The 25,430-nt window shown below is 58.6% G+C and carries 22 protein-coding genes; 13 read left to right on the top strand and 9 right to left on the bottom strand.

The annotated features are described in order from the left end of the window. Genes ACVWXD_RS15650 through ACVWXD_RS15665 form a run of 4 tightly spaced genes read left to right on the top strand, consistent with a single transcriptional unit; the run spans nucleotide 1 to nucleotide 3,293 of the window. The gene (locus ACVWXD_RS15650; RefSeq protein ID WP_163033160.1) at nucleotides 1-837 is read left to right on the top strand and encodes an ABC transporter permease; all 837 of its coding nucleotides are present in this window, start codon (nucleotides 1-3) and stop codon (nucleotides 835-837) included. After that, the gene (locus ACVWXD_RS15655) at nucleotides 824-1,624 is read left to right on the top strand and encodes an ABC transporter permease (protein WP_032886004.1); all 801 of its coding nucleotides are present in this window, start codon (nucleotides 824-826) and stop codon (nucleotides 1,622-1,624) included. The genes ACVWXD_RS15650 and ACVWXD_RS15655 overlap by 14 nt, the downstream gene beginning before the upstream one ends. Beyond that, nucleotides 1,621-2,610 carry an ABC transporter ATP-binding protein gene (locus tag ACVWXD_RS15660; RefSeq protein WP_032886002.1) on the top strand — a complete coding sequence of 330 codons (990 nt, stop codon included), beginning with the start codon at nucleotides 1,621-1,623 and terminating at the stop codon, nucleotides 2,608-2,610. Before ACVWXD_RS15655 ends, ACVWXD_RS15660 begins: the two co-directional genes overlap by 4 nt. 29 nt (nucleotides 2,611-2,639) lie before the next feature. Further along, on the top strand, nucleotides 2,640-3,293 hold the full coding sequence (locus tag ACVWXD_RS15665; protein ID WP_457371174.1) for an HAD family hydrolase: 654 nt from the start codon (nucleotides 2,640-2,642) through the stop codon (nucleotides 3,291-3,293). A gap of 146 nt (nucleotides 3,294-3,439) precedes the next feature. On the opposite strand, the gene ACVWXD_RS15670 is transcribed toward ACVWXD_RS15665, so the two are convergent. Next, complete coding sequence (locus tag ACVWXD_RS15670; RefSeq protein WP_099603152.1) at nucleotides 3,440-4,402, bottom strand: zinc-binding dehydrogenase; 963 nt, start codon at nucleotides 4,400-4,402, stop codon at nucleotides 3,440-3,442. A gap of 137 nt (nucleotides 4,403-4,539) precedes the next feature. On the opposite strand from ACVWXD_RS15670, the gene ACVWXD_RS15675 reads away from it, so the two are divergent. Further along, on the top strand, nucleotides 4,540-6,621 hold the full coding sequence (locus ACVWXD_RS15675; RefSeq protein WP_177326425.1) for a carboxy terminal-processing peptidase: 2,082 nt from the start codon (nucleotides 4,540-4,542) through the stop codon (nucleotides 6,619-6,621). A 118-nt stretch (nucleotides 6,622-6,739) separates the two neighbouring features. Further along, nucleotides 6,740-8,509 carry a bifunctional diguanylate cyclase/phosphodiesterase gene (locus ACVWXD_RS15680; protein WP_095184334.1) on the top strand — a complete coding sequence of 590 codons (1,770 nt, stop codon included), beginning with the start codon at nucleotides 6,740-6,742 and terminating at the stop codon, nucleotides 8,507-8,509. On the opposite strand, the gene ACVWXD_RS15685 is transcribed toward ACVWXD_RS15680, so the two are convergent. The 4 genes from ACVWXD_RS15685 to ACVWXD_RS15700 all read right to left on the bottom strand — a co-directional run bounded on the left by ACVWXD_RS15685 (nucleotide 8,506) and on the right by ACVWXD_RS15700 (nucleotide 10,806). Then, nucleotides 8,506-8,877, bottom strand: coding sequence for a hypothetical protein (locus ACVWXD_RS15685; protein ID WP_005786715.1), 372 nt, complete (start codon nucleotides 8,875-8,877; stop codon nucleotides 8,506-8,508). The genes ACVWXD_RS15680 and ACVWXD_RS15685 overlap by 4 nt on opposite strands. Beyond that, nucleotides 8,874-9,212, bottom strand: a complete 339-nt coding sequence (locus ACVWXD_RS15690) for a helix-turn-helix domain-containing protein (protein WP_099603161.1) — start codon at nucleotides 9,210-9,212, stop codon at nucleotides 8,874-8,876. Before ACVWXD_RS15690 ends, ACVWXD_RS15685 begins: the two co-directional genes overlap by 4 nt. Nucleotides 9,213-9,304: 92 nt before the next feature. Continuing rightward, nucleotides 9,305-9,763: a YkvA family protein gene (locus tag ACVWXD_RS15695; protein WP_010211619.1), complete on the bottom strand. Its 459-nt coding sequence runs from the start codon at nucleotides 9,761-9,763 to the stop codon at nucleotides 9,305-9,307. Between the two features lie 311 nt (nucleotides 9,764-10,074). Beyond that, nucleotides 10,075-10,806, bottom strand: coding sequence for an FKBP-type peptidyl-prolyl cis-trans isomerase (locus ACVWXD_RS15700; protein WP_032885995.1), 732 nt, complete (start codon nucleotides 10,804-10,806; stop codon nucleotides 10,075-10,077). 247 nt (nucleotides 10,807-11,053) lie between these two features. On the opposite strand from ACVWXD_RS15700, the gene ACVWXD_RS15705 reads away from it, so the two are divergent. Beyond that, entirely contained in the window at nucleotides 11,054-12,862 is a 1,809-nt protein-coding gene (locus ACVWXD_RS15705; RefSeq protein ID WP_032885994.1) for a di-heme-cytochrome C peroxidase, read from the top strand. After that, entirely contained in the window at nucleotides 12,859-14,025 is a 1,167-nt protein-coding gene (locus tag ACVWXD_RS15710) for a catalase family protein (protein ID WP_457371175.1), read from the top strand. The genes ACVWXD_RS15705 and ACVWXD_RS15710 overlap by 4 nt, the downstream gene beginning before the upstream one ends. A gap of 266 nt (nucleotides 14,026-14,291) precedes the next feature. On the opposite strand, the gene ACVWXD_RS15715 is transcribed toward ACVWXD_RS15710, so the two are convergent. The 3 genes from ACVWXD_RS15715 to ACVWXD_RS15725 form a co-directional block, all read right to left on the bottom strand. Beyond that, on the bottom strand, nucleotides 14,292-15,659 hold the full coding sequence (locus ACVWXD_RS15715; protein ID WP_457371176.1) for a glutamine synthetase family protein: 1,368 nt from the start codon (nucleotides 15,657-15,659) through the stop codon (nucleotides 14,292-14,294). A 69-nt stretch (nucleotides 15,660-15,728) separates the two neighbouring features. After that, the gene (locus ACVWXD_RS15720) at nucleotides 15,729-17,129 is read right to left on the bottom strand and encodes an aspartate aminotransferase family protein (protein WP_260366566.1); all 1,401 of its coding nucleotides are present in this window, start codon (nucleotides 17,127-17,129) and stop codon (nucleotides 15,729-15,731) included. Nucleotides 17,130-17,297: 168 nt separating this feature from the next. Further along, nucleotides 17,298-18,089 carry an SDR family NAD(P)-dependent oxidoreductase gene (locus ACVWXD_RS15725; RefSeq protein ID WP_457371177.1) on the bottom strand — a complete coding sequence of 264 codons (792 nt, stop codon included), beginning with the start codon at nucleotides 18,087-18,089 and terminating at the stop codon, nucleotides 17,298-17,300. A gap of 97 nt (nucleotides 18,090-18,186) precedes the next feature. Between ACVWXD_RS15725 and ACVWXD_RS15730 the strand changes: the two genes are divergently transcribed. After that, entirely contained in the window at nucleotides 18,187-19,092 is a 906-nt protein-coding gene (locus ACVWXD_RS15730; protein ID WP_032885989.1) for a LysR family transcriptional regulator, read from the top strand. Nucleotides 19,093-19,114: 22 nt separating this feature from the next. Here ACVWXD_RS15730 and ACVWXD_RS15735 read toward each other — a convergent pair whose 3' ends face one another. After that, a complete protein-coding gene (locus ACVWXD_RS15735) occupies nucleotides 19,115-20,005 on the bottom strand; it encodes a LysR family transcriptional regulator (RefSeq protein ID WP_032885988.1) in 891 nt (296 codons plus the stop codon). 165 nt (nucleotides 20,006-20,170) lie between these two features. Between ACVWXD_RS15735 and ACVWXD_RS15740 the strand changes: the two genes are divergently transcribed. From ACVWXD_RS15740 to ACVWXD_RS15755, 4 genes are all read left to right on the top strand, one after another. Beyond that, entirely contained in the window at nucleotides 20,171-21,253 is a 1,083-nt protein-coding gene (locus ACVWXD_RS15740; RefSeq protein ID WP_122680073.1) for a 4-oxalomesaconate tautomerase, read from the top strand. 43 nt (nucleotides 21,254-21,296) lie between these two features. Beyond that, nucleotides 21,297-22,610, top strand: a complete 1,314-nt coding sequence (locus ACVWXD_RS15745) for a dicarboxylate/amino acid:cation symporter (protein ID WP_032885986.1) — start codon at nucleotides 21,297-21,299, stop codon at nucleotides 22,608-22,610. Nucleotides 22,611-22,745: 135 nt separating this feature from the next. Continuing rightward, a complete protein-coding gene (locus ACVWXD_RS15750) occupies nucleotides 22,746-24,050 on the top strand; it encodes a CitMHS family transporter (protein ID WP_032885984.1) in 1,305 nt (434 codons plus the stop codon). 91 nt (nucleotides 24,051-24,141) lie between these two features. Next, the gene (locus ACVWXD_RS15755; protein WP_032885983.1) at nucleotides 24,142-25,395 is read left to right on the top strand and encodes an OprD family porin; all 1,254 of its coding nucleotides are present in this window, start codon (nucleotides 24,142-24,144) and stop codon (nucleotides 25,393-25,395) included. The last annotated feature ends 35 nt before the right edge of the window (nucleotides 25,396-25,430 follow it).

Raw genomic sequence — 25,430 nt, forward strand, 5'->3', positions numbered from 1 at the left:
ATGACTCGCGGCAAATGGCTGGCATTGCTGTGCCTGGTGCCCTTCGCGCTGTTCTTTATCGTGTTCGAGATCGCACCGCTGGTGTGGGTGCTGATCAACAGCCTGCAAACCGAAGAGGCCGGCTGGGGCCTGGAAAACTTCACCCGGATCTTCAGCTCGAAGTTCTACCGGCAAGCGATCCAGTTCAGCCTGGAGATCAGTTTTTACTCCAGCATTTTCGGCATCATCATCGCCACTCTCGGCAGTTATTCGCTACGCCGCGTCGATGGGCCGCTGCGCAACTTCGTTACCGCCTTCGCTAACATGACGAGCAACTTCGCCGGCGTCCCCCTGGCGTTCGCGTTCATTATTTTGCTGGGGTTCAACGGCAGCATCACTCTCATGCTCAAGCAGGCCGGGATCATTCAGGACTTCAACCTGTATTCCAAGACCGGGCTGATCATCCTCTACACCTACTTCCAGATCCCCCTCGGCGTGTTGCTGCTGTACCCGGCCTTCGATGCGCTGCGTGAAGACTGGCGCGAGTCCGCGTCGTTGCTCGGCGCGAATGGCTGGCAGTTCTGGCGGCACATCGGTTTGCCGGTGCTGACGCCTGCGCTGCTGGGCACCTTCGTGATCCTGCTCGCCAATGCCTTGGGCGCCTACGCCACGGTCTACGCCTTGACCACCGGCAACTTCAACGTGCTGCCGATCCGTATCGCGGGGCTGGTCTCCGGCGATGTGTCCCTCGATCCGAACATGGCCAGCGCCTTGGCCGTTGTGCTGGTGGCGCTGATGACCGTGATCACCGTGGTCCATCAACTGCTGCTCAAGAGGAGCTACCATGTCTCGCGCTGAAGCCGGCCCGGCCTCCCTCTACCACCGCGTGGTGGTGTACCTGCTCTTTGCAATCCTGGTATTGCCGTTGGTGGGCACGTTCGTTTACTCGATTGCCAGTAGTTGGTCGGCAACCATCCTGCCGGCGGGCTTCACCGTGAAGTGGTACGTGCAGCTCTGGAGCGACCCGCGCTTTCTGATGGCCTTCGGGCAGTCGCTGCTAGTGTGCGTGGGCGCGTTGATCCTGTCGGTGGTGCTCATTCTGCCGCTGCTGTTCGTGGTGCATTACCACTTTCCCAAGCTCGACGCGCTGATGAACATCCTGATCCTGCTGCCCTTCGCGGTGCCGCCAGTGGTGTCATCGGTGGGCCTGCTGCAACTCTATGGTTCCGGGCCGTTGGCAATGGTGGGCACGCCATGGATTTTGATCGGCTGCTACTTCACCGTGGCGCTGCCGTTCATGTACCGGGCGATCACCAACAACCTGCAAGCCATCAACTTGCGCGACCTGATGGACGCCTCCCAACTACTGGGCGCCAGCACTTGGCAAGCGGCGATCTTCGTCGTGCTGCCCAACCTGCGCAAAGGCTTGATGGTGGCGCTGCTGCTGTCGTTCTCGTTCCTGTTCGGCGAGTTCGTGTTCGCCAACATCCTAGTGGGCACCCGCTACGAGACCCTGCAGGTGTACCTCAACAACATGCGCAACAGCAGCGGACACTTCACCAGTGCCGTGGTCATTTCCTATTTCTTCTTTGTGCTGGTGCTGACCTGGGCCGCCAATATCTTGAACAAGGACAAAAGCCAATGAGCTTCGTCAGCGTCCAACACTTGCAAAAGGGCTACTCCGGTACGCCCGTGTTTAGCGATATCAACTGCGAAATTGCCAAAGGCGAGTTCGTCACCCTGCTCGGCCCGTCCGGGTGCGGCAAGTCCACGCTGCTGCGCTGCATTGCCGGTCTGACCTCGGTGGACAGTGGGAAAATTCTGCTTGATGGCCAGGACATCGTTCCGCTGAGCCCGCAGAAAAGAAACATCGGCATGGTCTTTCAGAGCTACGCGCTGTTCCCCAACATGACCGTGGAACAGAACGTCGCCTTCGGTCTGCGCATGCAAAAGGTCAACGCCGACGACAGCCACAAGCGCGTGCAGGAAGTACTGCAACTGGTAGAGCTCAAAGACCTGGCCGGGCGCTACCCGCACCAGATGTCTGGCGGCCAGTGCCAGCGCGTGGCCCTCGCCCGCTCCCTGGTGACACGCCCACGCCTGCTGCTGCTGGATGAGCCGCTGTCGGCGCTGGATGCACGCATTCGTAAGCACCTGCGTGAGCAGATTCGCCAAATCCAGCGCGAACTGGGGCTGACCACGATTTTCGTGACCCATGATCAGGAAGAAGCCCTGACCATGTCCGACCGCATCTTCCTGATGAACCAGGGCAAGATCGTTCAAAGCGGCGATGCCGAGACCCTCTACACGGCGCCAGTTGACGTGTTCGCCGCCGGTTTTATCGGCAACTACAACCTGCTCGACGCCGACAAGGCCAGCCAATTGCTGCAACGCCCGATCAGTGGGCGCATCGCGATTCGCCCCGAAGCCATCGAACTGAGCCGCAGCGGCGAACTGGATGCACTGGTGCGCAGCCACAGCCTGCTGGGCAACGTGATCCGCTACCGCATCGAAGCGCGCGGCGTGGAACTGGTCGTCGATGTGCTCAACCGCTCGGCGGACGATCTTCACCCGGATGGTCAACGCCTGGCACTTTCCATCGACCCCAGTGCGCTGTGTGAAGTAGCCTGATGCAACGATTTACAAAGAGAGCGTGACGGATGGCATTGGTAATTTTTGATCTGGACGACACCCTGATCCACGGCGACTGCGCCACCCTGTGGAGCGAGCAGATGGGCCGCCTGGGATGGGTCGACCCCGAGTCGTTCATGCGCAGGAACAACGAACTGATGGACGCCTACAGCCGCGGCGAACTGGCCATGGAGGACTTCATGGACTTCAGCCTGGAGCCAATGATCGGCCGCACCCCGGAAGAGATCGATCATCTGGTCGAGCCGTGGGTGGAGGACGTGATTGAACCGCTGATCTACAGCGAGGCCACCAAGACCATCGCCAGGCATCGTGCGAATGGCGACCGGATTTTGGTGATTTCGGCATCGGGAACGCATTTGGTAAAACCGATTGCGGCGCGAATCGGTATTGATGAGGTGTTGGGGATTGATCTGGACGTGAGCCATGGCGTGTACAGCGGCCGTACCGTGGGTGTACTCACCTACCGCGAAGGCAAGATCACGCGATTGCTGGATTGGCTGGAGCAGGAACGTGAGACATTGGATGGCGCGTACTTCTATTCGGATTCGCGCAATGATCTGCCGTTGCTGCTGAAGGTGGATCAGCCGCAGGTGGTGAACCCGGATCCGGTGCTGCGCGAGCATGCAGAGAAGGCTGGCTGGCCAATCCACCATTGGATCTGACACGCCCTATCTTGAATTGAAATCCAATCAGGCGAATGTGGAGGGGGCTTGCTCCCGATGCCGGTGGGTCAGATGAAATATTCTTCACTGACACACGGTTATCGGGAGCAAGCCCCCTCCCCATTTGGTCGCATTTCAATTCAAGGTCAGGTCACGCTTTCGTCGATCACCAACACCAACTTCCCTGAAATCTGGTTAGTCGCAAGCTCAGCAAACGCCGCCTCGGCATCCTTGATTGGGAAGGTCTTGGCCAACTGCGGGCTCAAGCGCCCTTCGGCAAACAACGGCCAGACATGCTGGCTCAAGTCACTGAACAGGTCTGCCTTGAACTGATCGTCACGGCTGCGCAGGGTCGAGCCCAACAACTGGATACGCTTGCCCAGCACTTGGGCCAGGTCCAACTGCGCCTCGCGACCGCCCATCAAACCGATCAACACCCAACGGCCGTCCAGCGCCAGCAGCTTCAGATCCAGCGCCGCATAGCTGCCGCCGACCGGGTCAAGGATCACATCAAACGGCCCGAAATCCCGCAGCCCTTCGATCCCATCGGTACGTACCACGCCGCCCTGGGCGCCCAGGTCTTCACAGTAGGCCAGGCGTTGCGCCGAGCCGACGCTGACCCAGCACGGGCTGCCAAACGCCTTGCACAGTTGGATCGCCGCCGAGCCCACGCCACTGGCACCGGCATGCAGCAGCACTTTCTCACCGGGCTTGAGGCCCGCCAGTTGGAACAGATTGAGCCATGCGGTGCTGTACACCTCAGGCAGGGCCGCCGCTTCAATCAACGACAGACCTTCCGGCACCGGCAGCACATGGCGAGCATCTACCACCACCTCTTCAGCCATGCCACCACCGGCGAGCAGCGCACAGACTCGATCCCCCACTTGCCACGAGGAACCAGGCCCCACTTCGCTGATCACCCCGGAACATTCCAGGCCCAGCACAGAGCTGGCGCCAGGGGGTGGCGGATAGAGCCCAGCACGCTGTAATAAATCGGCGCGATTAAGACCCGCAGCCGCCACGCGAATGCGAACTTGGCCTACGTCACATGTAGGACTTGGTTCGTCCAACCACTCCACATGACCTTCAACGCCTTGCAATGCTTTCACAGTGCCTCCATAGTGAGTCTGGACTGAGCCCGTAGCAGTAGCGCGGGCTTTTTGCATTATGCGACCGGCCCCTATGGAACCGGCAACTTCAAAGACGGCCTAATATGCGTTATCAATTGCCCCCGCGTCGAATCAGCATGAAGCATCTGTTCCCCAGCACCGCCCTCGCTCTTTTCATTGGTCTCGGCTTCGCGTCGATGTCGACCAATACGTTCGCAGCCAACAGCTGGGACAACCTTCAACCGGATCGCGATGAGGTGATTGCCAGCCTTAACGTGGTCGAGTTGCTCAAGCGCCATCACTACAGCAAGCCGCCGCTGGACGACGCTCGCTCGGTGATCATCTACGACAGCTACCTCAAGCTGCTGGATCCGTCGCGCAGCTACTTCCTGGCCAGCGATATCGCTGAGTTCGACAAGTGGAAGAGCCAGTTCGACGATTTCCTCAAGAGCGGCGACCTGCAGCCCGGCTTCACCATCTACAAGCGCTACCTGGACCGCGTCAAAGCGCGTCTGGATTTCGCCTTGGCTGAGCTGAACAAAGGCGTCGACAAGCTCGACTTCACCCAGAAGGAAACCCTTCTGGTGGATCGCAAGGATGCCCCTTGGCTGACCAGCACCGCCGCCCTCGATGACCTGTGGCGCAAACGCGTCAAGGACGAAGTGCTGCGCCTGAAGATCGCCGGCAAAGAGCCCAAGGCCATTCAGGAGCTGTTGACCAAGCGCTACAAGAATCAGTTGGCGCGCCTGGACCAGACCCGTGCAGAAGATATCTTCCAGGCCTACATCAACACCTTCGCGATGTCCTACGACCCGCACACCAATTATCTGTCGCCAGATAACGCGGAAAATTTCGATATCAATATGAGTCTGTCGTTGGAAGGCATTGGTGCCGTCCTGCAAAGCGACAATGACCAAGTGAAGATCGTGCGTCTGGTGCCGGCCGGTCCGGCAGACAAGACCAAGCAGGTCGCTCCGGCGGACAAGATCATCGGTGTGGCCCAGGCCGACAAAGAGATGGTCGATGTGGTCGGCTGGCGCCTGGACGAAGTGGTCAAGCTGATCCGTGGGCCGAAAGGCAGCGTGGTGCGCCTGGAAGTGATTCCGCACACCAATGCGCCAAACGACCAGACCAGCAAGATCGTGTCCATCACCCGTGAAGCGGTGAAGCTCGAAGACCAGGCGGTGCAGAAGAAAGTCCTCAACCTCAAGCAGGATGGCAAGGACTACAAACTGGGCGTGATTGAAATCCCGGCCTTCTACCTGGACTTCAAGGCCTTCCGCGCTGGCGACCCGGACTACAAGTCCACCACTCGCGACGTGAAGAAGATCCTGACTGAACTGCAGAAGGAAAAAGTCGACGGCGTGGTCATCGACCTGCGCAACAACGGCGGCGGCTCCCTGCAGGAAGCCACCGAGCTGACCAGCCTGTTTATCGACAAAGGTCCGACCGTGTTGGTGCGCAACGCTGACGGCCGCGTGGACGTGCTTGAAGACGAGAACCCGGGCGCCTTCTACAAAGGCCCGATGGCGCTGCTGGTCAACCGCCTCTCCGCCTCGGCCTCGGAAATTTTCGCCGGCGCCATGCAGGACTATCACCGCGCGTTGATCATCGGCGGCCAGACCTTCGGCAAAGGCACCGTGCAGACGATCCAGCCGCTGAACCATGGCGAGCTCAAGCTGACGTTGGCCAAGTTCTACCGGGTTTCCGGGCAGAGCACCCAGCATCAGGGCGTGCTGCCGGACATCGATTTCCCGTCGATCATCGACACCAAGGAAATCGGCGAAAGCGCTCTGCCGGAAGCCATGCCGTGGGACACCATCCGGCCGGCGATCAAGCCTGCTACGGATCCATTCAAGCCGTTCCTGGCACAGTTGAAAGCTGACCACGATACCCGCTCCGCCATGGATGCCGAGTTTGTGTTCATCCGCGACAAGCTGGCCCTGGCCAAGAAGTTGATGGAAGAAAAAACCGTCAGCCTCAATGAGGTGGACCGTCGCGCGCAGCACAGCGATATCGAAAACAAGCAGCTTGTGCTGGAGAACGTCCGCCGCAAGGCCAAGGGCGAAGAACCACTCAAGGAGCTGAAGAAAGAAGACGAAGACGCGCTGCCGACCGAAGCGGATAAAACCAAGCCGGAAGACGATGCATACCTGGCCGAGACAGGCCGGATACTGCTGGACTACCTGAAAATCACCAAGCAGGTAGCCAAGCAGTAAATGATGGCGATTTAACGTGATCGCTCCCCAGAGTGTCATCATATAGACATCATTCTGTCGTGAAATGAAGGACCGCAGGCTCATCGCCTGCGGTCCTTTTTTTTCGATCGAGATCACCATGACCATGACCGAACAGCTGAATGCATTGGGCTCTATCCTGGCTCAACGCAGTTTGCACAGCCTGTTCCAACCGATCATCTGCCTGTCCGAACGGCGCATCCTCGGCTACGAAGCCCTTAGTCGTGGCCCGTCCAACAGCCCTCTGCACTCCCCCGTTGCGCTTTTCTCGGTGGCCAGGCAAACCGGGCGCCTCAGCGAATTGGAAATGGCATGCCGCGAAAGCGCGTGCCGACGCTTCAGCGATCAAAAGCTTCCAGGCAAGCTGTTCCTGAATATCTCGCCGGAATCCTTGATGGAAACGGCGCACCAACCGGGACGCACCCTGCAACTGCTGCGCGACTTCGGCATTCCGCCGAGCCAAGTGGTGATCGAACTCACCGAGCAAACCCCCACCGACGATTTCGACCTGTTGCAAACCGCCCTGCACCATTACCGCAACATGGGCTTTTCAATTGCCTTGGATGATCTGGGTGCCGGCTATTCCAGCCTGCGCTTATGGTCGGAGTTACGTCCGGACTACGTGAAAATCGACCGGCACTTCATCGACGGCATTCATCAGGATGCACTCAAGCGCGAGTTTGTCGGTTCGATCCTGCAAATCGCCAGGGCCTCCCGTGCCCAGGTCATCGCCGAAGGTATTGAATTGCCGGAAGAGCTGGCGGTGTTGACTGAGATGGGCGTCGATCTGGTGCAGGGTTACCTGCTCTGCCGTCCACAGGAACAACCGCCACAAGAAGCACGGCTGATGTTGCCCAAGCCGGACCAGACCACGGTGACGCTCAACGACGAAGGCAGCGACCTCAGCGCCCTGCTCAATGAGCAACCGGCAGTGGATCAAGGCACCGCCACGGCCAAGGTGCTGGAAGCATTCCGCCGCCAGGCCAACCTCAACTCCCTGGCGGTGCTGGATGAGCGTGGGCACCCCGTTGGCATCGTCCATCGGCATTCGCTGTCCGACGCGCTGCTCAAGCCGTTTGCCACTGACCTGTTCGCTCGCAAACCCATCAGCCGCTTGATGAGCGCTGACTTTCTGGCGGTGGAGCTGAGCCAGTCACTGCAGCAGGTCAGCCGCTTGCTGACCAGCCGCGCAAGGCAACGTATCGAGGAAGACTTCATCATCACGCTCAATGGCGATTACCTGGGCCTGGGTCGAGTGATCGATGTGCTTAAGCTGATCACCGAGTTGAAAATCCAACAGGCCCGCTACGCCAACCCGCTGACGCTGCTGCCAGGCAATGTACCGATCCAGCAGTGCCTGACACGGCTGTTGCAGCAACAACGCGAGTCAGTGATCTGCTACGTGGATATCGACAGCTTCAAACCGTTCAATGACATCTACGGCTACGGGCGTGGGGATGAGGTGTTGCTGTGCCTGGCGCAGTGCTTGAACGACCGGGTCGACCCCAGCCGCGACTTCGTCGGGCATATCGGCGGCGATGATTTTTTGCTGGTGCTGGGGCCTCAGGAATGGCGAAAGCGGCTCAACCAGTTGCTGGATGACTTCCATACCCAATGCCGGCGTTTCTACCGCGCCGAGCATCTCGACGCTGGTTGCTTTGTGGCACTGAACCGTCAGGGCGTGCGCCAGGAATTTGCGCTGCTGTCGTTGTCGATTGGAGTGGTGCATTTGTATCCACAGGCCTGTGGACAACTCGATGCCAGCCAGTTGGCGGAATTGGCGTCGCAGGCCAAGCACCATGCCAAGGATGTGGCTGGTTACAGCATCCATGTGATCGACAGCATGGACATGTTGCCCCAGACGCTTTAGGCCTCGGCCGACTCCGGATACTCGTATTCGAACACCCGCACCACTTCGGAGGCATGCCAGGACGCCGCGGCCACGCCATCGGAGGGTCCGCTGAAGCGCCCGAGGCGCTCCACGCATTCAAAGAAGCCGGTACGCGGAAGGCGGCTGGCGCCCTGGCTGATCACCAGGGAGCTGCGCAACGGTTGCTCAGCCTTGGCGTCCAGTGCCGCTAGGTGCTCCAGAGCAGCGGCCAGGGTTTGCATCGCCGGCGTCGGAAACTGCAGGCGCTCCAGCAGCGCGCGGTAAGTCAACAGATGGCGCTGGCGGCGCGCCTGGTCCAGTTCGTTAAGTAACCCATCCCAATGCTGACGGCTGATACGTAGGCTCAAGATTCATCCCTCCAACCTGCAACGCCTAATTCCCAGGCCAGGCTGCGTCGTATCGCGGCATCCGGCTGACGTTCACCACTTTCGATCAATCCGAGATACGACGGGCTGATGCCCACGGTGCGAGCCAGCACTTCAATCGCCAGGCCCTTGGTTTCACGCAAACCGCGCAGGTCTGCGAGCGGGCGCAAGTCCTGGTCAGGTGCGGCTTGGACAGTAGGAGAATGAGGCGGTGAAGGCTGTTGCTGACCGGCAGCTTTTAGCAGCGCCTGGTACTGATCCCATGGCAACACCGCGTACTCGGGTTCGCCATTGCGTGAAATTATCTGAATATCCATGACTGCCCCGTAGGATAACTGCACTTACTGAGTAAGCTCTTTCCTTAGGAGTGTAATCCTAACAGCCACAAAGGTCGCAGGGGATAGCTGCCTCATCCGTTTTTTTGCGGGTTTTCCTTGGCCAGCAAGGCCGGGGTCGCAGGCAAACGCTCAACCACCGCGAGCTTTTCCGGGCGCTGCGCGTCACGCCAGGCGCGAAAAGCGCTCAGTTCGCCCTCTAGGGTCTTCATGACCCACGCAAGTACGGCGATGTCATCGAGCATGCCGAACATCGGGATAAAGTCCGGAATCGCATCAATCGGGCTGAGGAAATACATCAGCCCCGCTACCACCGAGATCAGCGCCTTGGGGCTGATCGCCCGATACTCTCCCCGCCAGTACGCGAGGCACAGGGCCTGGAGCAGTTTGAAATCATCCTTGAGCTTGCCCAGGCGATTGCCCTGGCTTGACCCCTTGGCGGCCACCGCGAACAGCAGAGTCGGCAGGCGCCCACGGCCCAGCAAGCGTGCAGCCATGGGTAGGAAACGGGTGAAATTGAAGGGTGGTTTCATCTGTCACTCCAGTTCCATCAAACAGAAAGGTTATCCACACAAATTGTGGATAACCTTGTGAACAGAGCCTGTTTTACTGGCTGAAAGCCACGGTTTAAAAGGCTTTCAGTCAGATCGGGCGTTTTTTGCGCACATCAAAAAAACCCAAGATTTCATTGACTTGGCGGTTGTGTGCGGCTAGTGGTGCCTTAGCCTTATATCAGACTGCCACTGGCCAGGGATGTTCGTTTGGATTTGCCCAAACCGCAATGTAAGTGCTTCAGAAACAACAACGCCCCGTCGAGACGGGGCGTTGTGTGTTCAGGCGCCTATTACTTCTTGGCGGCTGGTGCGTCAGGAGCTTCAGCCTTGGCTGGGTCCTTGATGGCCAGCAGTTCCAGGTCGAATACCAGCACGGAGTTGGCTGGAATCGCCGGGCTTGGGCTCTGGGCGCCGTAGGCCAGGTCGGACGGGATGTACAACTCGACCTTCTCGCCGACGTGCATCAGTTGCAGGCCTTCGACCCAACCTGGGATCACGCCGCTGACCGGCAGGTCAATCGGGCTGCCGCGATCCACGGAGCTGTCAAAGGTGGTGCCGTTGGTGAGTTTACCGGTGTAGTGAACAGTCACAACGTCAGTCGGCTTAGGCTGTGCGCCGTCAGCTTTCTTGATGATCTTGTACTGCAGACCGGAAGCGGTGGTGACGACGCCGTCTTTCTTGGCGTTGTCTTCGAGGAATTTCTTGCCGGCGGTTGCCGACTCTTCGCTCATTTTGGTCATGCGTTCTTCAGCACGTTTTTGCAGTGCGGCGAACGCTTCAACCAGTTCGTCGTCTTTGAGCTTCTGCTCTTTCTTGCCAACGGCATCTTCGATGCCCTGGGCTACTGCTTTGGAATCCAGGTCATCCATGCCTTCTTGAGCAAGGCTTTTGCCCATGTTCAGGCCGATGCCGTAGGAAGCTTTTTGCGCCGGGGTTTTCAGCTCTACGCTGGTCTGCGAATCACAACCCGCAAGTACCAGGCTAACCAGGGCCACCGCCGCCGCCAACCGATGCTGTTTCATGCTATTTCCTTGTTCATGCGCCAATAGGGCATTCGAATAAAGTCGCGAGCTTATCAGGCGGCCACGACCAATGGCTACCGGCATGTGAGCAGGAAACTTCCGATAAGTTCACGTGTTTAAAAGCATTTTCATTCATGATGGGCGTCCGCGACGGATCGCGGGACCGCCTCTCATAAGGCTCATGGCCACTTGCCGCACTTATGGCGTAGTGGCATAACAACGCTACAACTCGACAAGGATAGTTATCTTGCGCATTTTTTCCCGTGTTTTACTCCTGATATTCGCCATTCTGGTCCTATCACTGGCCGTGGTGCTCTATTACACCGTTAACCCCAAGCTACCGAACTACGTGCCCGTGGAGCAGGTGCACTATCAGGATCAATGGAGCGCCGCCGACCGCCAGACCTATTACTTCACGCCCCAAGGCACCCAGGTAAAAGGCCTGCATTACGACTGGTTCACCGCCCTGGAGCTGCCGTTCTCCGAGGGACGTTTTGCCACGCCAGAGTACCTGGCGCGCTTCGGTTTCCTTGTGGATCCCAAGCAAGTGCCCACCGCGCAAAACCCCGGCAACCTGCCGGTAGGTTTTGCCCGACATAAAAACGCGGGCAGCAACGTTGAGTACTTGGACATCACCTGCGCCGCCTGCCACACCGGCGAGCTGCATTTCAAAGGTCAGGCCTTGCGGATTGACGGCGGTTCGGCCCAGCATGTGCTGCCTTCAAGCGTGCCGACACTACGCGGCGGCAGCTTTGGCCAGGCCTTGGTCGCCAGCCTTGCAGCGACTTATTACAACCCATGGAAATTCGAACGCTTCGCCCGTCAGGTGCTGGGTGATCGTTACGACGCCGAACACAGCCAACTGCGCCAGGACTTCAAGCAGTCGCTGAACAAGTTCCTAAAAGTCGCCTGGAACGATACACACCGCGGCCTCTACCCCACCGAAGAAGGGCCGGGCCGTACCGACGCGTTTGGCCGCATTGCGAATGCCAGCTTCGGCGATGCCATCTCCCCGGAAAATTATCGCGTCGCCAACGCACCTGTGGACTACCCACAGCTGTGGGATATCTGGACCTTCGATTGGGTGCAATGGAACGGCTCGGCCCAGCAACCGATGGCACGGAATATCGGCGAAGCCCTCGGTGTGGGGGCGACCCTGACGTTTTTCGATGGCGCTGGCCAACCGCTTCAAGGCGATGCGCGTTACCCGTCCAGCGTACGAGTGCGCGACCTCCACCTGATCGAAGAAACCTTGCAACGCCTCAAACCGCCCACCTGGCCCGAAGAATTGTTCGGGCCTATCGACAAGCCCCTAGCCGCTCAGGGCCGCGCGCTATTCGCCGAGAACTGCGCCGGCTGCCACGTGCCCACCGTCAGCCAGGAAGGTGGCCGCCCTGTGCAGACACTGAAAATGCTGCCGGTGGACTACATCGGTACCGACCCCGGCACCGCCACCAACATCGCAGACCAGCGCTATGACCTCAGCGCCCTGCAATGGGACCCTGCGGAGCTGTCCAAGCTGAATGTCCAATTGCACCCGACGCCAACCGAACCCCTGGACCTGAAAAAAATGTCCGTGGCCAAGGGCCTGGCGTATGTCACCGCCTTCGTCGAAGACCACGCTTACCGCGCCGCCGGTGTCACACCGGCCGAACGCCCGCGCCTGGATGGTTTTGGCCTTCCGATTGGCGTGCGCGAGCTGCGTGCCTACAAGGCCCGTCCACTGGCGGGCGTGTGGGCCACCCCGCCATTCCTGCATAACGGTTCGGTGCCGACGATCTACCAATTGCTCTCGCCCCAGGACGAGCGCAGCACCACGTTCTATAAAGGCACCTTCGACTACGACCCTCGCCATCTCGGTTTCGAGACTGCGGCGTTCAAGAATGCTTTTCTGTTCGATACCAAAATTACCGGCAACCACAACAGCGGCCACGAATTCCGTGCAGGCGCTCGTGGCAAAGGCGTCATCGGCCGTGGCCTGCAGCCGCAGGAACGCTGGGCGCTGCTGGAATACCTCAAAGTGCTGGGCGGCCCGCTGGAGCAACAATTGCCATGATGATTCGATCTCGATACGACCAACCGTCCCTGCTCGCCCGCCTGTGGCTGCGCATTGGGAGGTTTCTCGGCAAGACCCTGTTGTGGCTGGTCGGACTGGGCTTGCTCGGCTGGCTGGCCGCTACCGCCTGGTATGCCTGGCAGCACAGCGGGCCGGTGTCGCCGGATGAACACGTCCCGGCAGGTGAAGCCGCGATGACTCAGGGCATCATCCAGACGGCGGTGCGCATCGTTGACCAGCACCGCGAAGGCACGCGCTACCTGCGCGATGCCCATGCCAAGGCCCACGGCTGCGTGAAGGCCGAAGTCAGCGTACTGGCGGATCTCGACCCGGCATTACGCCAGGGTGTATTCGCCGAACCGGGCAAGACCTGGCAGGCCATGATGCGGTTGTCCAACGGCAACGCCTACCCGCAGTTCGACAGCATTCGCGATGCCCGGGGCATGGCGCTCAAGCTGTTGGACGTGCCGGGCAAACAACTGCTGGCCGACCAGCAGACCCGCACGGAACAGGACTTCGTGATGTTTAGCCATCCGAACTTCTTTGTCAGCGATGTGGCGGAATACGCGCAGAACATCGGCGCCCAGGCCGATGGCAAAAAAGTCTTGGCGTTCTTCCCCAAGGCTGACCCACGCACTTGGCAGGTGCGTCATCTATTTATCGCCCTGGCAACCCTGGCACCGGCCCCGGCAAGCCCGACGCAAACTACGTATTTCTCGGTATCGCCCTACAAGTTCGGCGCGGCGAATGCCAAGTTCCGCGTGGCGCCAGACCCGCAGAGCTGCCCGGAATACGTCCTGCCCAAACAGAACCAGGACCTGCCGAACTTCCTGCGCAGCGCCCTGAGCCAGCAGTTGTCCATGGACCGCGTGCCGGCGTGTTTCGTGCTGCAGATCCAGCGGCAGAACCCGCAGAAATTCATGCCGATCGAAGACACCAGCATTGAATGGAAGGAGAGCGATGCGGCCTATGAAAGCGTAGCCAAGGTGCGGATCCCTGCTCAGGATTTCGATACACCTGAACTGAACCTGGCGTGTGACAACCAGTCATTCAACCCGTGGTTCGGCGTGGAAGAACACCGCCCTATCGGTGGTATCAACCGCTTGCGCAAGGCGGTGTACGAGGCCGTCAGCGATTACCGCCACAGCCGCAACGCCCCGTAAAGAGTGCGTAATAATGGGCCCGGCGTCGTAAGGATTGCGTCGGGTCTATTGAGGCGCTTTCGCCGTAACTCTACCGTGGACGCCTACTCCATCACGTAGGACGCCCATCGTGGAAAACTCAACCCTAGGCATGATCGTGCTGACCATAATCGCCGTGTTCGGCACGGCCTCTTTTTGCTTCGAGCATTTGGCCACGCGCCAGCCACGCAAGAAAAAGGTCAGGTAGCCTCAGCGGTCCGTTCCAAGGCGTCCCGACGGGTCGACATTCATGCGTGAGTGAGGTACCAGCGCCAGTCCTGCTCTCCGACTTCAGCATTGAATTGACGGAACTCGCGCCACTTGATCGCCAGGAACACCTTCAGGAATTCAGCGCCCAGCGCCTCACGTGCCCAGGTTGAGCGTTGCAGTGCCTGCAACGCTGTCAGCCAGTCGGTGGGTAGAAAATCGGTCGCCTGTTCATAGCCATTCCCCACAATCGCCGCGCCGGGATCGCTTTGATGAGTGATGCCGTGGTGAATACCCGCCAGTAACGCGGCAGCGGCGAGATAGGGGTTGGCATCGGCACCGCAAATGCGGTGTTCGATGTGCCGACTGATGGCAGGGCCGCCGGGCACGCGGAACGACACCGTACGGTTGTTGACGCCCCAACTTTTAGCCAGCGGCGCGTAACTACCGGTCTGGAAGCGTCGATAGGAATTGGCATGGGGGCAAAATATCGCCAGCGAGTCAAACAAGGTCTCCATCATCCCGCCGATGGAGTGCCGCAACAGTGGCGTACCCTGTGGGTCTTCACTCGCATACAGGTTATTCCCGTGCTCGTCGGCCAGGCTGACGTGCAGGTGCATACCGCTGCCGGCCTGATCGCTGAATGGCTTGGCCATGAAGCACGCTTGCAGCCCATGTTTGTTGGCCACCCCCTTGACCAGGCGTTTGTAACGTACGCCTTCATCAATGGCCTGGAGTGCGTCGAAACGATGCTCCAGCGTCAACTCGACCTGGCCTGGCGCGTACTCGGATATCGCCGTACGTACCGGCAACCCCTGCAGCGCGCACGCCGCGTAGAGGTCATCAAGAAACGGTTGAAGCTGCTCCAGCTCGTATACGCCATAGACCTGTGGAGCAACAGGGCGTACGCCATTGGTCTGCAACGCCGGCTGCGGCCGACCGTTGACGTCGCGTTGTCGGTCCAGCAGGTAGAACTCCAACTCGACGGCCATGACCGGATGGAATCCATCGGCTTTCAGCCGCTCGATGGCGTTCACCAGTACGTGACGCGGGTCCGCCGGTGCGGCGGGAATACCTTGGGTCGGGTGCATGCTCACCTGCACTTGACCGGTGGGGTTGGTGCGCCAGGGTTGCAAGGTCAGGCTTCCCGCCAAGGGGTACGTCCAACAATCGGCGTCAGCAACATCCCAGACCAAGCCTGTGTCTTCTACGTCTTCACCCTGCACGGTCAAGGCGAGAATGGAACTTGGCAATGGCCGACCATTTTCGTAGATCGCCAGCAGTTCGTCGCGATGCAACAATTTGCCCCGTGGAACGCCATTCGCGTCGATAAGGAACAACTCGATGCTCAGCACTTCAGGGTGGGCGGCCAGATAATCTACGGCCTCTTTTTTATCCGCAAATTGCATGTCAAACCTCTTAGCGCTTATTCAAGCGACTGGCAGTATTTAAGAACAATGGCGTTTTCAGACGTGCAGTTATGAAGCGATAACCCGCGCGCCAGGTAGGGCAAGCAGGGTGGTCAGCGCGTTATCCAACTCAGCGATCAGCCTGTCGATATCCGCATCACTTGTTTGCGGACAGCACAGGGTCATGTTGTGAAAAGGCGTGATCAGGATTCCGCGGTTGATGAGATAAAGATGCAGCGCCATTTGAAGGCTGTCATGAAAAGCCGCCTCGGCTTGCGCGCCTGTTCTTGGCGAGGTAGCACAGAATTGAAACTCACAACGCGCGCCCAACTCTGTGACAGACCAGTTCAGTTGGTGCCGCTTGAACAACCCTCGAAATCCCTGGGCCAGCCTTGAGGCCAGGGGCAACATGTGCTCGTATGCAGACTCTGTCATGACCTCTTCAAGACTGACGCGCATGCAACGCATCGCCAGGGCATTGGCGGACAGCGTCGTTCCCATGCCACTGTGGCCATGCCCGCCGCTCTCCTCGCTGATGGTCTTCTGGACGTCGCGCATAGCCGAGGCGACTGGCTCGCTAACGCCAAACACCGCGCAAGGCACGCCACCTGCAATGGGTTTACCCACCACGAAAAAGTCGGGTTTCAAATCCCACTGGCGAGTGCATCCACCGAGGCCGGTGGAAATAGTGTGGGTCTCATCAATGACCAACAGGCTGCCATATTTAAGGGTCAGCTCTCGGCACTTTTGCATGAACCCCGGATCCGGCAGGACCATGCCAATGTTCGTCATCGCCGGCTCGCACATCAGCGCGCACACATCGCCCTGGGCTAACGCCGCCTCCAGTGCGGCGACATCGTTGAAGGGGATAGATCGACTGTATTGGCTCAAGTCGTAGGCTTGGCCCACAAGACCTGAACGGTGCACTGTTTTGCCGTCGCGGTAGCGCACCATCACGTCATCCACGGTGCCGTGGTAGCAGCCATCGAACACCAGCAAGACGTTGCGCTGGGTGATCGCGCGCGCCCAGCGCAGCACATACCGGTTGGCGTCAGTCGCATTGGCGGTCACTTGCCAGTAAGGCAGCTCGAATCGCCGAGCCAGCAACTCGCCGCAGACCACCGCGTCTTCGCCGGGCAGCATCGTGGTCAAGCCATTATTCGCCTGCTCGGTTATGGCGCGGACAATAGGATCAGGTGAATGGCCAAACATCGTGCCGGTGTCGCCAAGGCAAAAGTCTATGTATTCATGCCCGTCAACGTCGGTGAAGCGCGCCCCTTTTGCACGCTGTACGAAGAGCGGCGAAGGCATCGACCAGTCGCTCATCCAGTGCATGGGCACACCGTTGAACAGATTCGCCTTGGCGCGCGAGGCCAGCGCCAGTGAAGTTGGGTTGTTTTCTATAAACCGGGCACGCTCGGAGGCGGTAAAAGCAGCAATCGCTGATTCACTAATTCCACTTTTCGACATGATCAATACCCTATGTTAATTATCAACTTAATTAAAAGTCCGTTGCTGAATGACAGCCGGATACGGCTCAAAGAACTCAACGGTTCTTTGATACATCGCGCTTTTATAAATCTCGGTTATAGCCCCCGCCCAATATCGTGGATTGAGCGCGCTAAAGCGTATTCAAACTTAATAATCGCCGTGAGGGGCTTTGTTCTCGACCAGACAGTTACCGCCATCCACCACGAGGACTTCCCCAGTGATGTAACTGGCGTCAGGCGATGCCAGAAATGCAACCGCCGCCGCCACTTCGCGGGGGCTGCCTGCGCGCCCAATCGGGGTGAAGCGCCCCGCCTCGGCTTCAGCGGGCGTGGTTGAGCCCGTGGTGATCCAGCCAGGGGCCACACTGTTGACGGTAATCCCCTGCTTGGCGACTTCAAGCGCAAGCCCCATGTTCATGCCCACCATCGCTGCCTTGGCGGCGCTATAAGCGGCTTCCCCCGGATTGCTCCCTCGGGTGCCCGTGGTCGAACTGATATTGACAATGCGCCCGTAACTTCTCGCCCTCATACCGGGCAAAACGGCTCGTGTCAGAAGAAAAGCGGTCGTTACGTTTCTGGCCAGTGAAAGATTCCACTCATGCAGTTCCATCGTTGCCAATTCCGAGAAAACTTCAGGGCTTCCTTGCATGGCCATACCGGCATTGTTCACCAGAATATCGATCCGCCCCCAGACTGACGCGGCCCATAGGCCGAATTCACGCACCTGACGTTCATCGGTGAGGTCAGTTGCCCGGCCTTCAACTTCAAACCCTTCTGCGAGTAACTCTTTAACTCGATCCTCGATGCGGTTGCTGCTAGCGGTGATGATCAATCTCGCGCCCGCTTCACCCAGCCTGCGTGCGATCGCCATACCAATACCCGCTTCACTTCCGGCACCACTGATAAGTGCCACTTGCCCCCTCAAATCAGTATTTAACATGGTGTTCCCCACGTACTTAACTTGTAATAGAAGTGGAAATTAGGCTAATAAATCTGATAAATAAAGACGATCATCATCAGAAAATCTGACAACCACCATGGCGTTTACCAGTGAGTCACTGAAAGTTTTCCTTGCGGTTGTCGACAGCGGCTCCTTTTCTGCCGCCGCACGCAAATTGGGCCGGGTACCCTCGGCCATCAACATGGCGGTGTCGCAGCTTGAAGCAGAGCTGGATTTATTGCTTTTTGACCGATCAACCCGCAAAGCCATTCCTACGGCCGCCGCCAAAGCACTTGAGCCCCAGGCACGACAGGTCGCCAGCCAGCTAAACCTGCTGGACGCCCATGCTCTCCAGCTTCATCAAGGGTTGGAGGAGCGCCTGGTCCTTGCGATGGCGCCGGAGTTGCAAACAGGCGTATGGAATCGTCCGCTGTCCATTATCGCCAGCGAGTTCCCCACGCTTGAAATCGAGATTCGCTCCGCGTCCCATCCGGAGGCGATGCGCATGCTCCATGAGGGACGTGTGCAATTGGCGCTTGGATTTGAACGACCAGGGCTCGACGAGCGGGAGACGTTTCTTGAGGCGGGAAGCCAGTTGCTGGTGGCCGTTGCCTCTCCTGATCATCCTGCCGCCGCCGGCAAGAAAAGCCCCTTGAGTGAAGAGCAACTGGTCAACGTTCGGCAGATCATCGTGGCTACTGGAGGACCTACCGACTCTGATCCACGTGTTGTGCTGTCACGGCGCATTTGGCACAGCGACAATTACCTGGCAACGCTGGACCTGGTGCAGCAAGGATTGGGCTGGGCTTATCTTCCACAGCCGCTGGTACAACCCTTGATCACTTCGGGTGCATTGACGGAGGTGGTGTTTGACTACATGCCAAGTCAGATGCGGTTATGGGTCGATATCATCTGGGTAAAGAACCGCCCCCTGGGGCTGGCAGCGAGTCGCTACCTGAGCCTGATGCGCAAGATTGCCGAGGGCGAGCCGCGTCGGGTTTGAGAAAAAATACTCGCCGTATGGCTCATTGCGGCCACTGCTCAAGCAGTATCGAGACGAATTTTTCCGCTGCCGGCGAGAGCGATGCCCCGCGGCGGTAGACCAGTCCCAATGAGCGGTTTACCACTGGCTCGATCAACGGGACGCTGACCAAAGTGGGATGATCTTCCGCCGGCATGGCCAGGCTCGGCATCGCCGAAACCCCCAGCCCAGCCTCCACCAGCCCCAGCGAAGTAGAGAGGTGCTGGACTTCGTAGAACCATTGCGGCCGCCAACTCAAGCCAGACAACGCGTGATCGAGCAGCATCCGGTTACCGCTCAGCCGCCCTACCCCGATAAGACGATAATCGCTCAATTCAGACCAGGTGACCGAACTGCGTCCGGCCAATTCATGATCACGCCGGCACGCCAATACAAAAGGTTCGCTGACCAATGGGACGAACTCAATGTCCGGATGCTGCCCACTCATCATATTGATACCGAAGTCGGCTTCCCCGCGCAGTACCGCTTCAAGCCCCTCATTGGCACTCAAATCCAGCAGACGGATGCGGATTTTTGGATAGCGCTCGTTATACAGGCGGATCACTGAGGGCAAAAAATAGAATGCGGCAGTAGGGATGCACGCCAGGGTGACACGGCCAATCTGGCGTTCGGCCAATTCACGGATATTGAGAATCGACTCATCGAAGTCGTCCAGCAACCGACGTGCCTTTGGAAGAAAGTCACGGCCGACGCTCGTGAGACTGACCTTGCGCGTGGTGCGATCAAGCAATGCGGTGCCCAACCCCTCTTCCAGCTTTTTTATCCGCCGACTGAGTGCGGGTTGAGACAGGTGCAAGGCATCAGCTGCTTCGTGAAAGCTCCCAAGCTCGGCGATTTTCACGAATGATCGGATATCGTTTAGCTCATATTCCATGTCTTATCTCGTCAGCAGAAAGCGTCAAAAAGAAATTCAGCGTAAATTTATCATTCGCAAAACGCAATAATCGCTTCAATTTTTGCATTTGAAACATTTTTTAAAGCTTGAGACTCTTGCTCCAAGAACATCAATTACACCGATTGATCAACAAGAGTCAGTGTCATGCAAAGAATTCCCTGTGTGCTGATGCGTGGTGGTACCTCAAAAGGTCCGGTTTTTCTCGACTGGGACTTGCCCGCAGCCGTTGAGGCCCGTGACGAACTGCTACTCAACCTGATGGGCTCCGGTCATGAACTGGAGATCGACGGAATTGGCGGTGGCAATCCGCAAACCAGCAAGGTTGCGATTGTCAGCCCTTCGCTGCACCCGGATGCGGACGTTGATTACTTGTTCGTTCAAGTGATGGTTTCACAACGCCGGGTCGACAGCGCCCCCAACTGCGGCAACATGCTGTGCGCGGTTGGCCCGTTCGCCATCGAACAGGGCCTGGTCAAAGCCACCCAAGAGCGCACTCGTGTACGTATTCGCAACGTAAACACTGGGACGTTCATCCATTCCGAGGTGTACACACCGAATGGCAAAGTCAGTTATGAGGGTGATACCGCCATTGATGGCGTGCCCGGTACCGCGGCGCCGGTGCAATTGACCTTCCTGGATGCAGCCGGCAGCAAGACAGGCAAACTCTTTCCCACTGGCAACACACAAGACGTCATCGACGGCATTGCGGTGACCTGTATCGACATGGCGATGCCCATGGTGCTCGTCGAGGCCAGCCAACTGGGCAAGCGTGGCGATGAGACCCCAGCGGAACTGGACGCTGATAAAGAATTCCTGCGACGCCTTGAGGCACTGCGGCTTCAGGCCGGCTTGGCCATGGGCTTAGGCGATGTCAGCAACAAGGTAATTCCCAAGCCGGTCCTGGTGTCGCCTGCGAAAGCCGGCGGTACGATTCAGGTTCGCTATTTCATGCCACACAGCTGCCACCGCGCGCTGGCCATTACGGGCTCGATTGGTTTAGCTACCGCGTGCGTGATAGAGGGCAGCATCGTCGCGCAGATGCTCGGCGGGATCAGTACGCCGCGCCTTGAAGCGGTGCGCATCGAACACCCGAGCGGCGGAATTGATGTCGTATTGTCCTACACCGGCGTCAACGGTGAGACAATTCAAGCGTCCGTCGTACGCACCGCGCGCAGGCTTTTTTCCGGTTACGTCTACGCCACTGACTCTCAGCGCCTCGCCGGATAATTCCGGCGGTCGTTGGCATTTTTGCATCCGCACAATTCTAAAAATGGGTGATGCCATGAAAGTTGTTAAATCGCTCTACTTCCAGATTCTCTGCGCCGTGGTGCTCGGCATCGTGGTCGGGCATTTCTGGGCCCAGCAGGCCATTGCACTCAAACCGCTGGGTGACGCGTTCATCAAACTTATCAAGATGATGATTGCCCCCGTGGTGTTCTGCACCATCGTCACCGGCATCGCCGGGATGAGCGACAAACGCTCGCTCGGACGCCTGCTCGGCAAAACCATGCTGCTGTTCTTCGTCCTGACGGTGATCAGCCTATTGATTGGCCTGGTCGCGGTGTACGTGTTCCAGCCGGGCGCCGGCATGAACATTGATCCCACCCAGTTGAGCACTAAAGGATTGGCCCAATACACGGAGTCGGCCGCAAAGCTTGGGGTTGTGGAGTTTTTCATGCACATCATTCCCGAGACTTTTATCGGCGCCTTCAGTAAAGGTGAGGTGTTGCCGGTGCTGTTTATTGCGGTGTTGTCCGGCTTTGCCTTGTCGTCGCTGGGCGAGCGTGGCAAACCGGTACTCGACGTGCTCGAATCCGCCTCGCAAATGGTCTTCAAGATCTTTTCTTACCTGATGCGTTTTGCACCGGTCGGCGCTTTTGGAGCCTTGGCGTTCACTGTCGGCCAGTACGGCATCACCTCGCTGGGTTCGCTGGCGAAGTTGATCATGACCTTGTACATCGCCTGCGGCTTTTTCGTCTTCGTGGTACTGGGTAGCATTTGCCGCGCCAACGGCTTCAGTCTGTGGAAACTGCTGCGCTACTTTCGGGAAGAGTTCCTGGTGGTACTCGGCACCTCTTCCACGGAACCTGTGATGCCGCGCATGCTGGAGAAACTCGAAGCACTGGGTTGCAAAAAAGGCGTCGTGGGCCTGGTACTGCCCACCGGCTACTCGTTCAACCTGGACGGCACGGCCATCTACCTCTCGTTGGCGGCGATTTTCATTGCCCAGGCCTGCAACATCGACCTGAGCCTGACGCAAATCATCACCATGTTGGCGATCATGCTGTTGTCCTCCAAAGGTGCCGCCGGCGTTACTGGCAGCGGGTTCGTGGCGCTTGCCTCGACCCTGACGGTCATTCACGACATCCCCTTGGCCGGCCTGGCATTGCTGATCGGCGTTGACCGCTTCATGTCTGAAGCGCGCGCCCTGACCAGCCTGGCCAGTAACGCTGTAGCAACGGTAGTGATTTCGATGTCTGAAAATGCCTGCCACCGCGAAACGCTGAACCGGATGCTCGACGCAAAATCTTCCGAGGCACCAGGAAACGCCTGGAAAGACTTGAAGGTCGCCAAACGCGCCTAGAGAAAACCGGATAACACCTCCCCCCTGACTTGACTGACCCCCCTCCCCGCCAGGCGCCGTTGTGCCGCCCGGCGGGTCAGGGCTCGTGCGCCTCGGCGTCAGCCATTTTTACGATAACAACAAGAGAATCGTTCTATGCTCGCTTTCCTTGGCTTGGCCATGGTGGTCGTATTCACCTTCCTCATCATGACGAAACGCTTGTCGCCGATCGTCGCACTCACTGTGGTGCCTATTGTCTTCGCGGTCATAGGTGGCTTCGGCGGCACCACCGGCAAGATGATGCTAGACGGCCTGAAAATGGTCGCACCGTCTGCCGCACTGCTGTTGTTTGCCATCCTGTTCTTCGGCCTGATGATCGACGCAGGCTTGTTCGACCCGCTGATCCGCAAAATCCTGAAGCGGGTCAATGGCGACCCGATGAAGATCGCGGTAGGCACTGCCTTACTGTCGTTGTTGGTGGCTCTCGATGGCGACGGCACAACGACCTACATGATCACCTGCGCAGCGATGCTGCCGCTGTATAAACGTATCGGCATGAACCCGATGATCCTCGCGACCATCTCCATGCTGTCGCTGAGCATCATGAGTGGCATGACGCCCTGGGGCGGCCCCGCGACACGGGCTATTGCCGCGCTGGGCCTGGATGCCGGTGAATACTTCGTGCCGTTGCTGCCGACTATGATCGGCGGCGCCCTGTGGGTGATCTTCACGGCCTTCATACTGGGTCGCGCAGAGCGCAAGCGTATCGGCAACGTGCAACTGCAAAGCGGCGGCGGCGATTGCTACATCAACGCGATTCTTGAGGACACGCCCCACAAACGTCCGAAGCTGGCCTATGTCAATCTGGTGCTGGTTATAGCGGTGATGGCGGCCCTGGTGATGGGGCTGATGCATTCCGCGATCCTGTTCCTGATCGGCTTCGTGCTCGCGCTGATGATCAACTACCCGCAATTGGACATTCAGAAAGAACGCATCCTGGCGCACTCGGGCAATGCCATGACTGTGGTGTTGCTGGTATTTGCCGCCGGGATCTTTGCCGGGATCTTCTCCGGCACAAAGATGGTGGATGCCCTGGCACAGACCCTCGTCGACTGGATCCCGCCGTCCTGGGGTCACCTGTTTCCATTAGTGGTTGCGATCACCAGCATGCCGCTGACCTTTGTACTGTCCAATGACGCTTACTATTTTGGTGTGGTACCGATCCTGGCTAATGCCGCCGCCGCTTATGGCATCGACCCGGTGGAAATCGCGCGCGCCTCGATCCTGGGGCAGCCCGTTCACCTCATGAGTCCGCTGGTGGCCTCGACCCTGTTGCTGGTGGGCATGGTCGATCGCGATATTGGCGACTTCCAGAAAGCCACCGTCAAATGGGCCGTGCTGACCTCTCTGGTCGTCACCGCGCTGGCCTTGTTGACCGGGGCCATCAGCCTCTTCACCTGATTCACCCACAACCTCTGCTGCCTTCCATCGCGCCTCACTCACGAGGCGCGTGTCGCCCTGTACCCCAAATAACAACAACGAGTCATTTGCCATGAACCATGTGTATACCCGTCGGGCTTTGTTTTGCGCGTTAGGCCTGGTACCCGTCGCAGGGGCCAACGCCGAAGGTTTTATTGATGACAGCAAACTCAAGCTGCAACTGCGTAACGTGTATTTCAACGAGAACTTTCGCGACGAGCACGGCTTGAGCGCACGGGCTGCGCGCACCGCAAAAAGCGAGCGCACCGAGTGGGCCCAGGGATTTCTGCTGGACTATCAGTCCGGATTTACCGCCGGCACCCTCGGCTTCGGCGTGGATGCCCTGGGGCTGTATGGCGTAAAGCTTGATTCAGGGCGCGGTCGCAGTGGTACCGGGCTTATGCCGGTGCATGATGACGGGCGAGCGGCCGACGAGTTTGCCAGCGCCGGCGCTACCGCAAAAGTCAGGTTCGCCAAAACCACCGTCAAGTACGGCACCTTGCTGCCCAAGACGCCGGTGCTGATTTACAACGATGCACGCTTGTTGCCCCAGACCTACCAGGGCACCCAGGTCAGCAGCACCGACATCGAGAACCTGACCGTCACCGGCGGGCATCTGGACCGTTTCAAATTACGGGACTCCACCAACAGCGTGCCGATCGTGCCTGATGGCTACAGCGGGGAAAAATCGGGAGATTTCAACTACGCCGGGGCCGAGTACAAATGGGGTAAGAATGTTCGCCTGAGCTATTTCTACGGGGAGCTGGAGAACTTTTACCGACAGAACTTCGCCGGCATCCAGCACGACCTTCCGCTTGCCGGTGGCGTGTTGACCAGCGACCTGCGCTACTTCAACAGCGTTGATAGCGGCTCTGCCTACGCAGGCAAAATCGACAATGACATGCTCAGCGGCCAGTTGTCCTACGTGATCGCAGGCCATACCGTCGGAGGCGGCTACCAAACCCTTCGCGGTGATGCCGGTTTACCCTACATCAGCGGCGCAACTGTCTACTCGTTCAGTAATGCCGGCATCGGCAAATTCATTGAGGAGGATGAGAAGACCTGGATGCTCAACTACGGCTACAACTTCGCCGCCGTCGGCGTGCCCGGCTTGACCTTTTCAACGCGCTACCTGAGCGGCAATGACGGCAAGTCCACGACCACGGTCAAGGAATGGGAGCGTGATACCGAGCTGGCTTACGTTGTGCAAGCCGGCACGTTCAAGGGGCTGGGCGTGCGCATGCGCAACTATGTCTACCGTTCTGAGTTCTCCCGCGGCCGCGACAGCAATCGCCTCTACCTCACCTATGACATCGCCCTTTGGTAAGTCGACGATCGCGGCCCTTGCGGCCGCGTTCATAC

The sequence above is a fragment of the Pseudomonas sp. TE3911 genome (assembly GCF_054062775.1).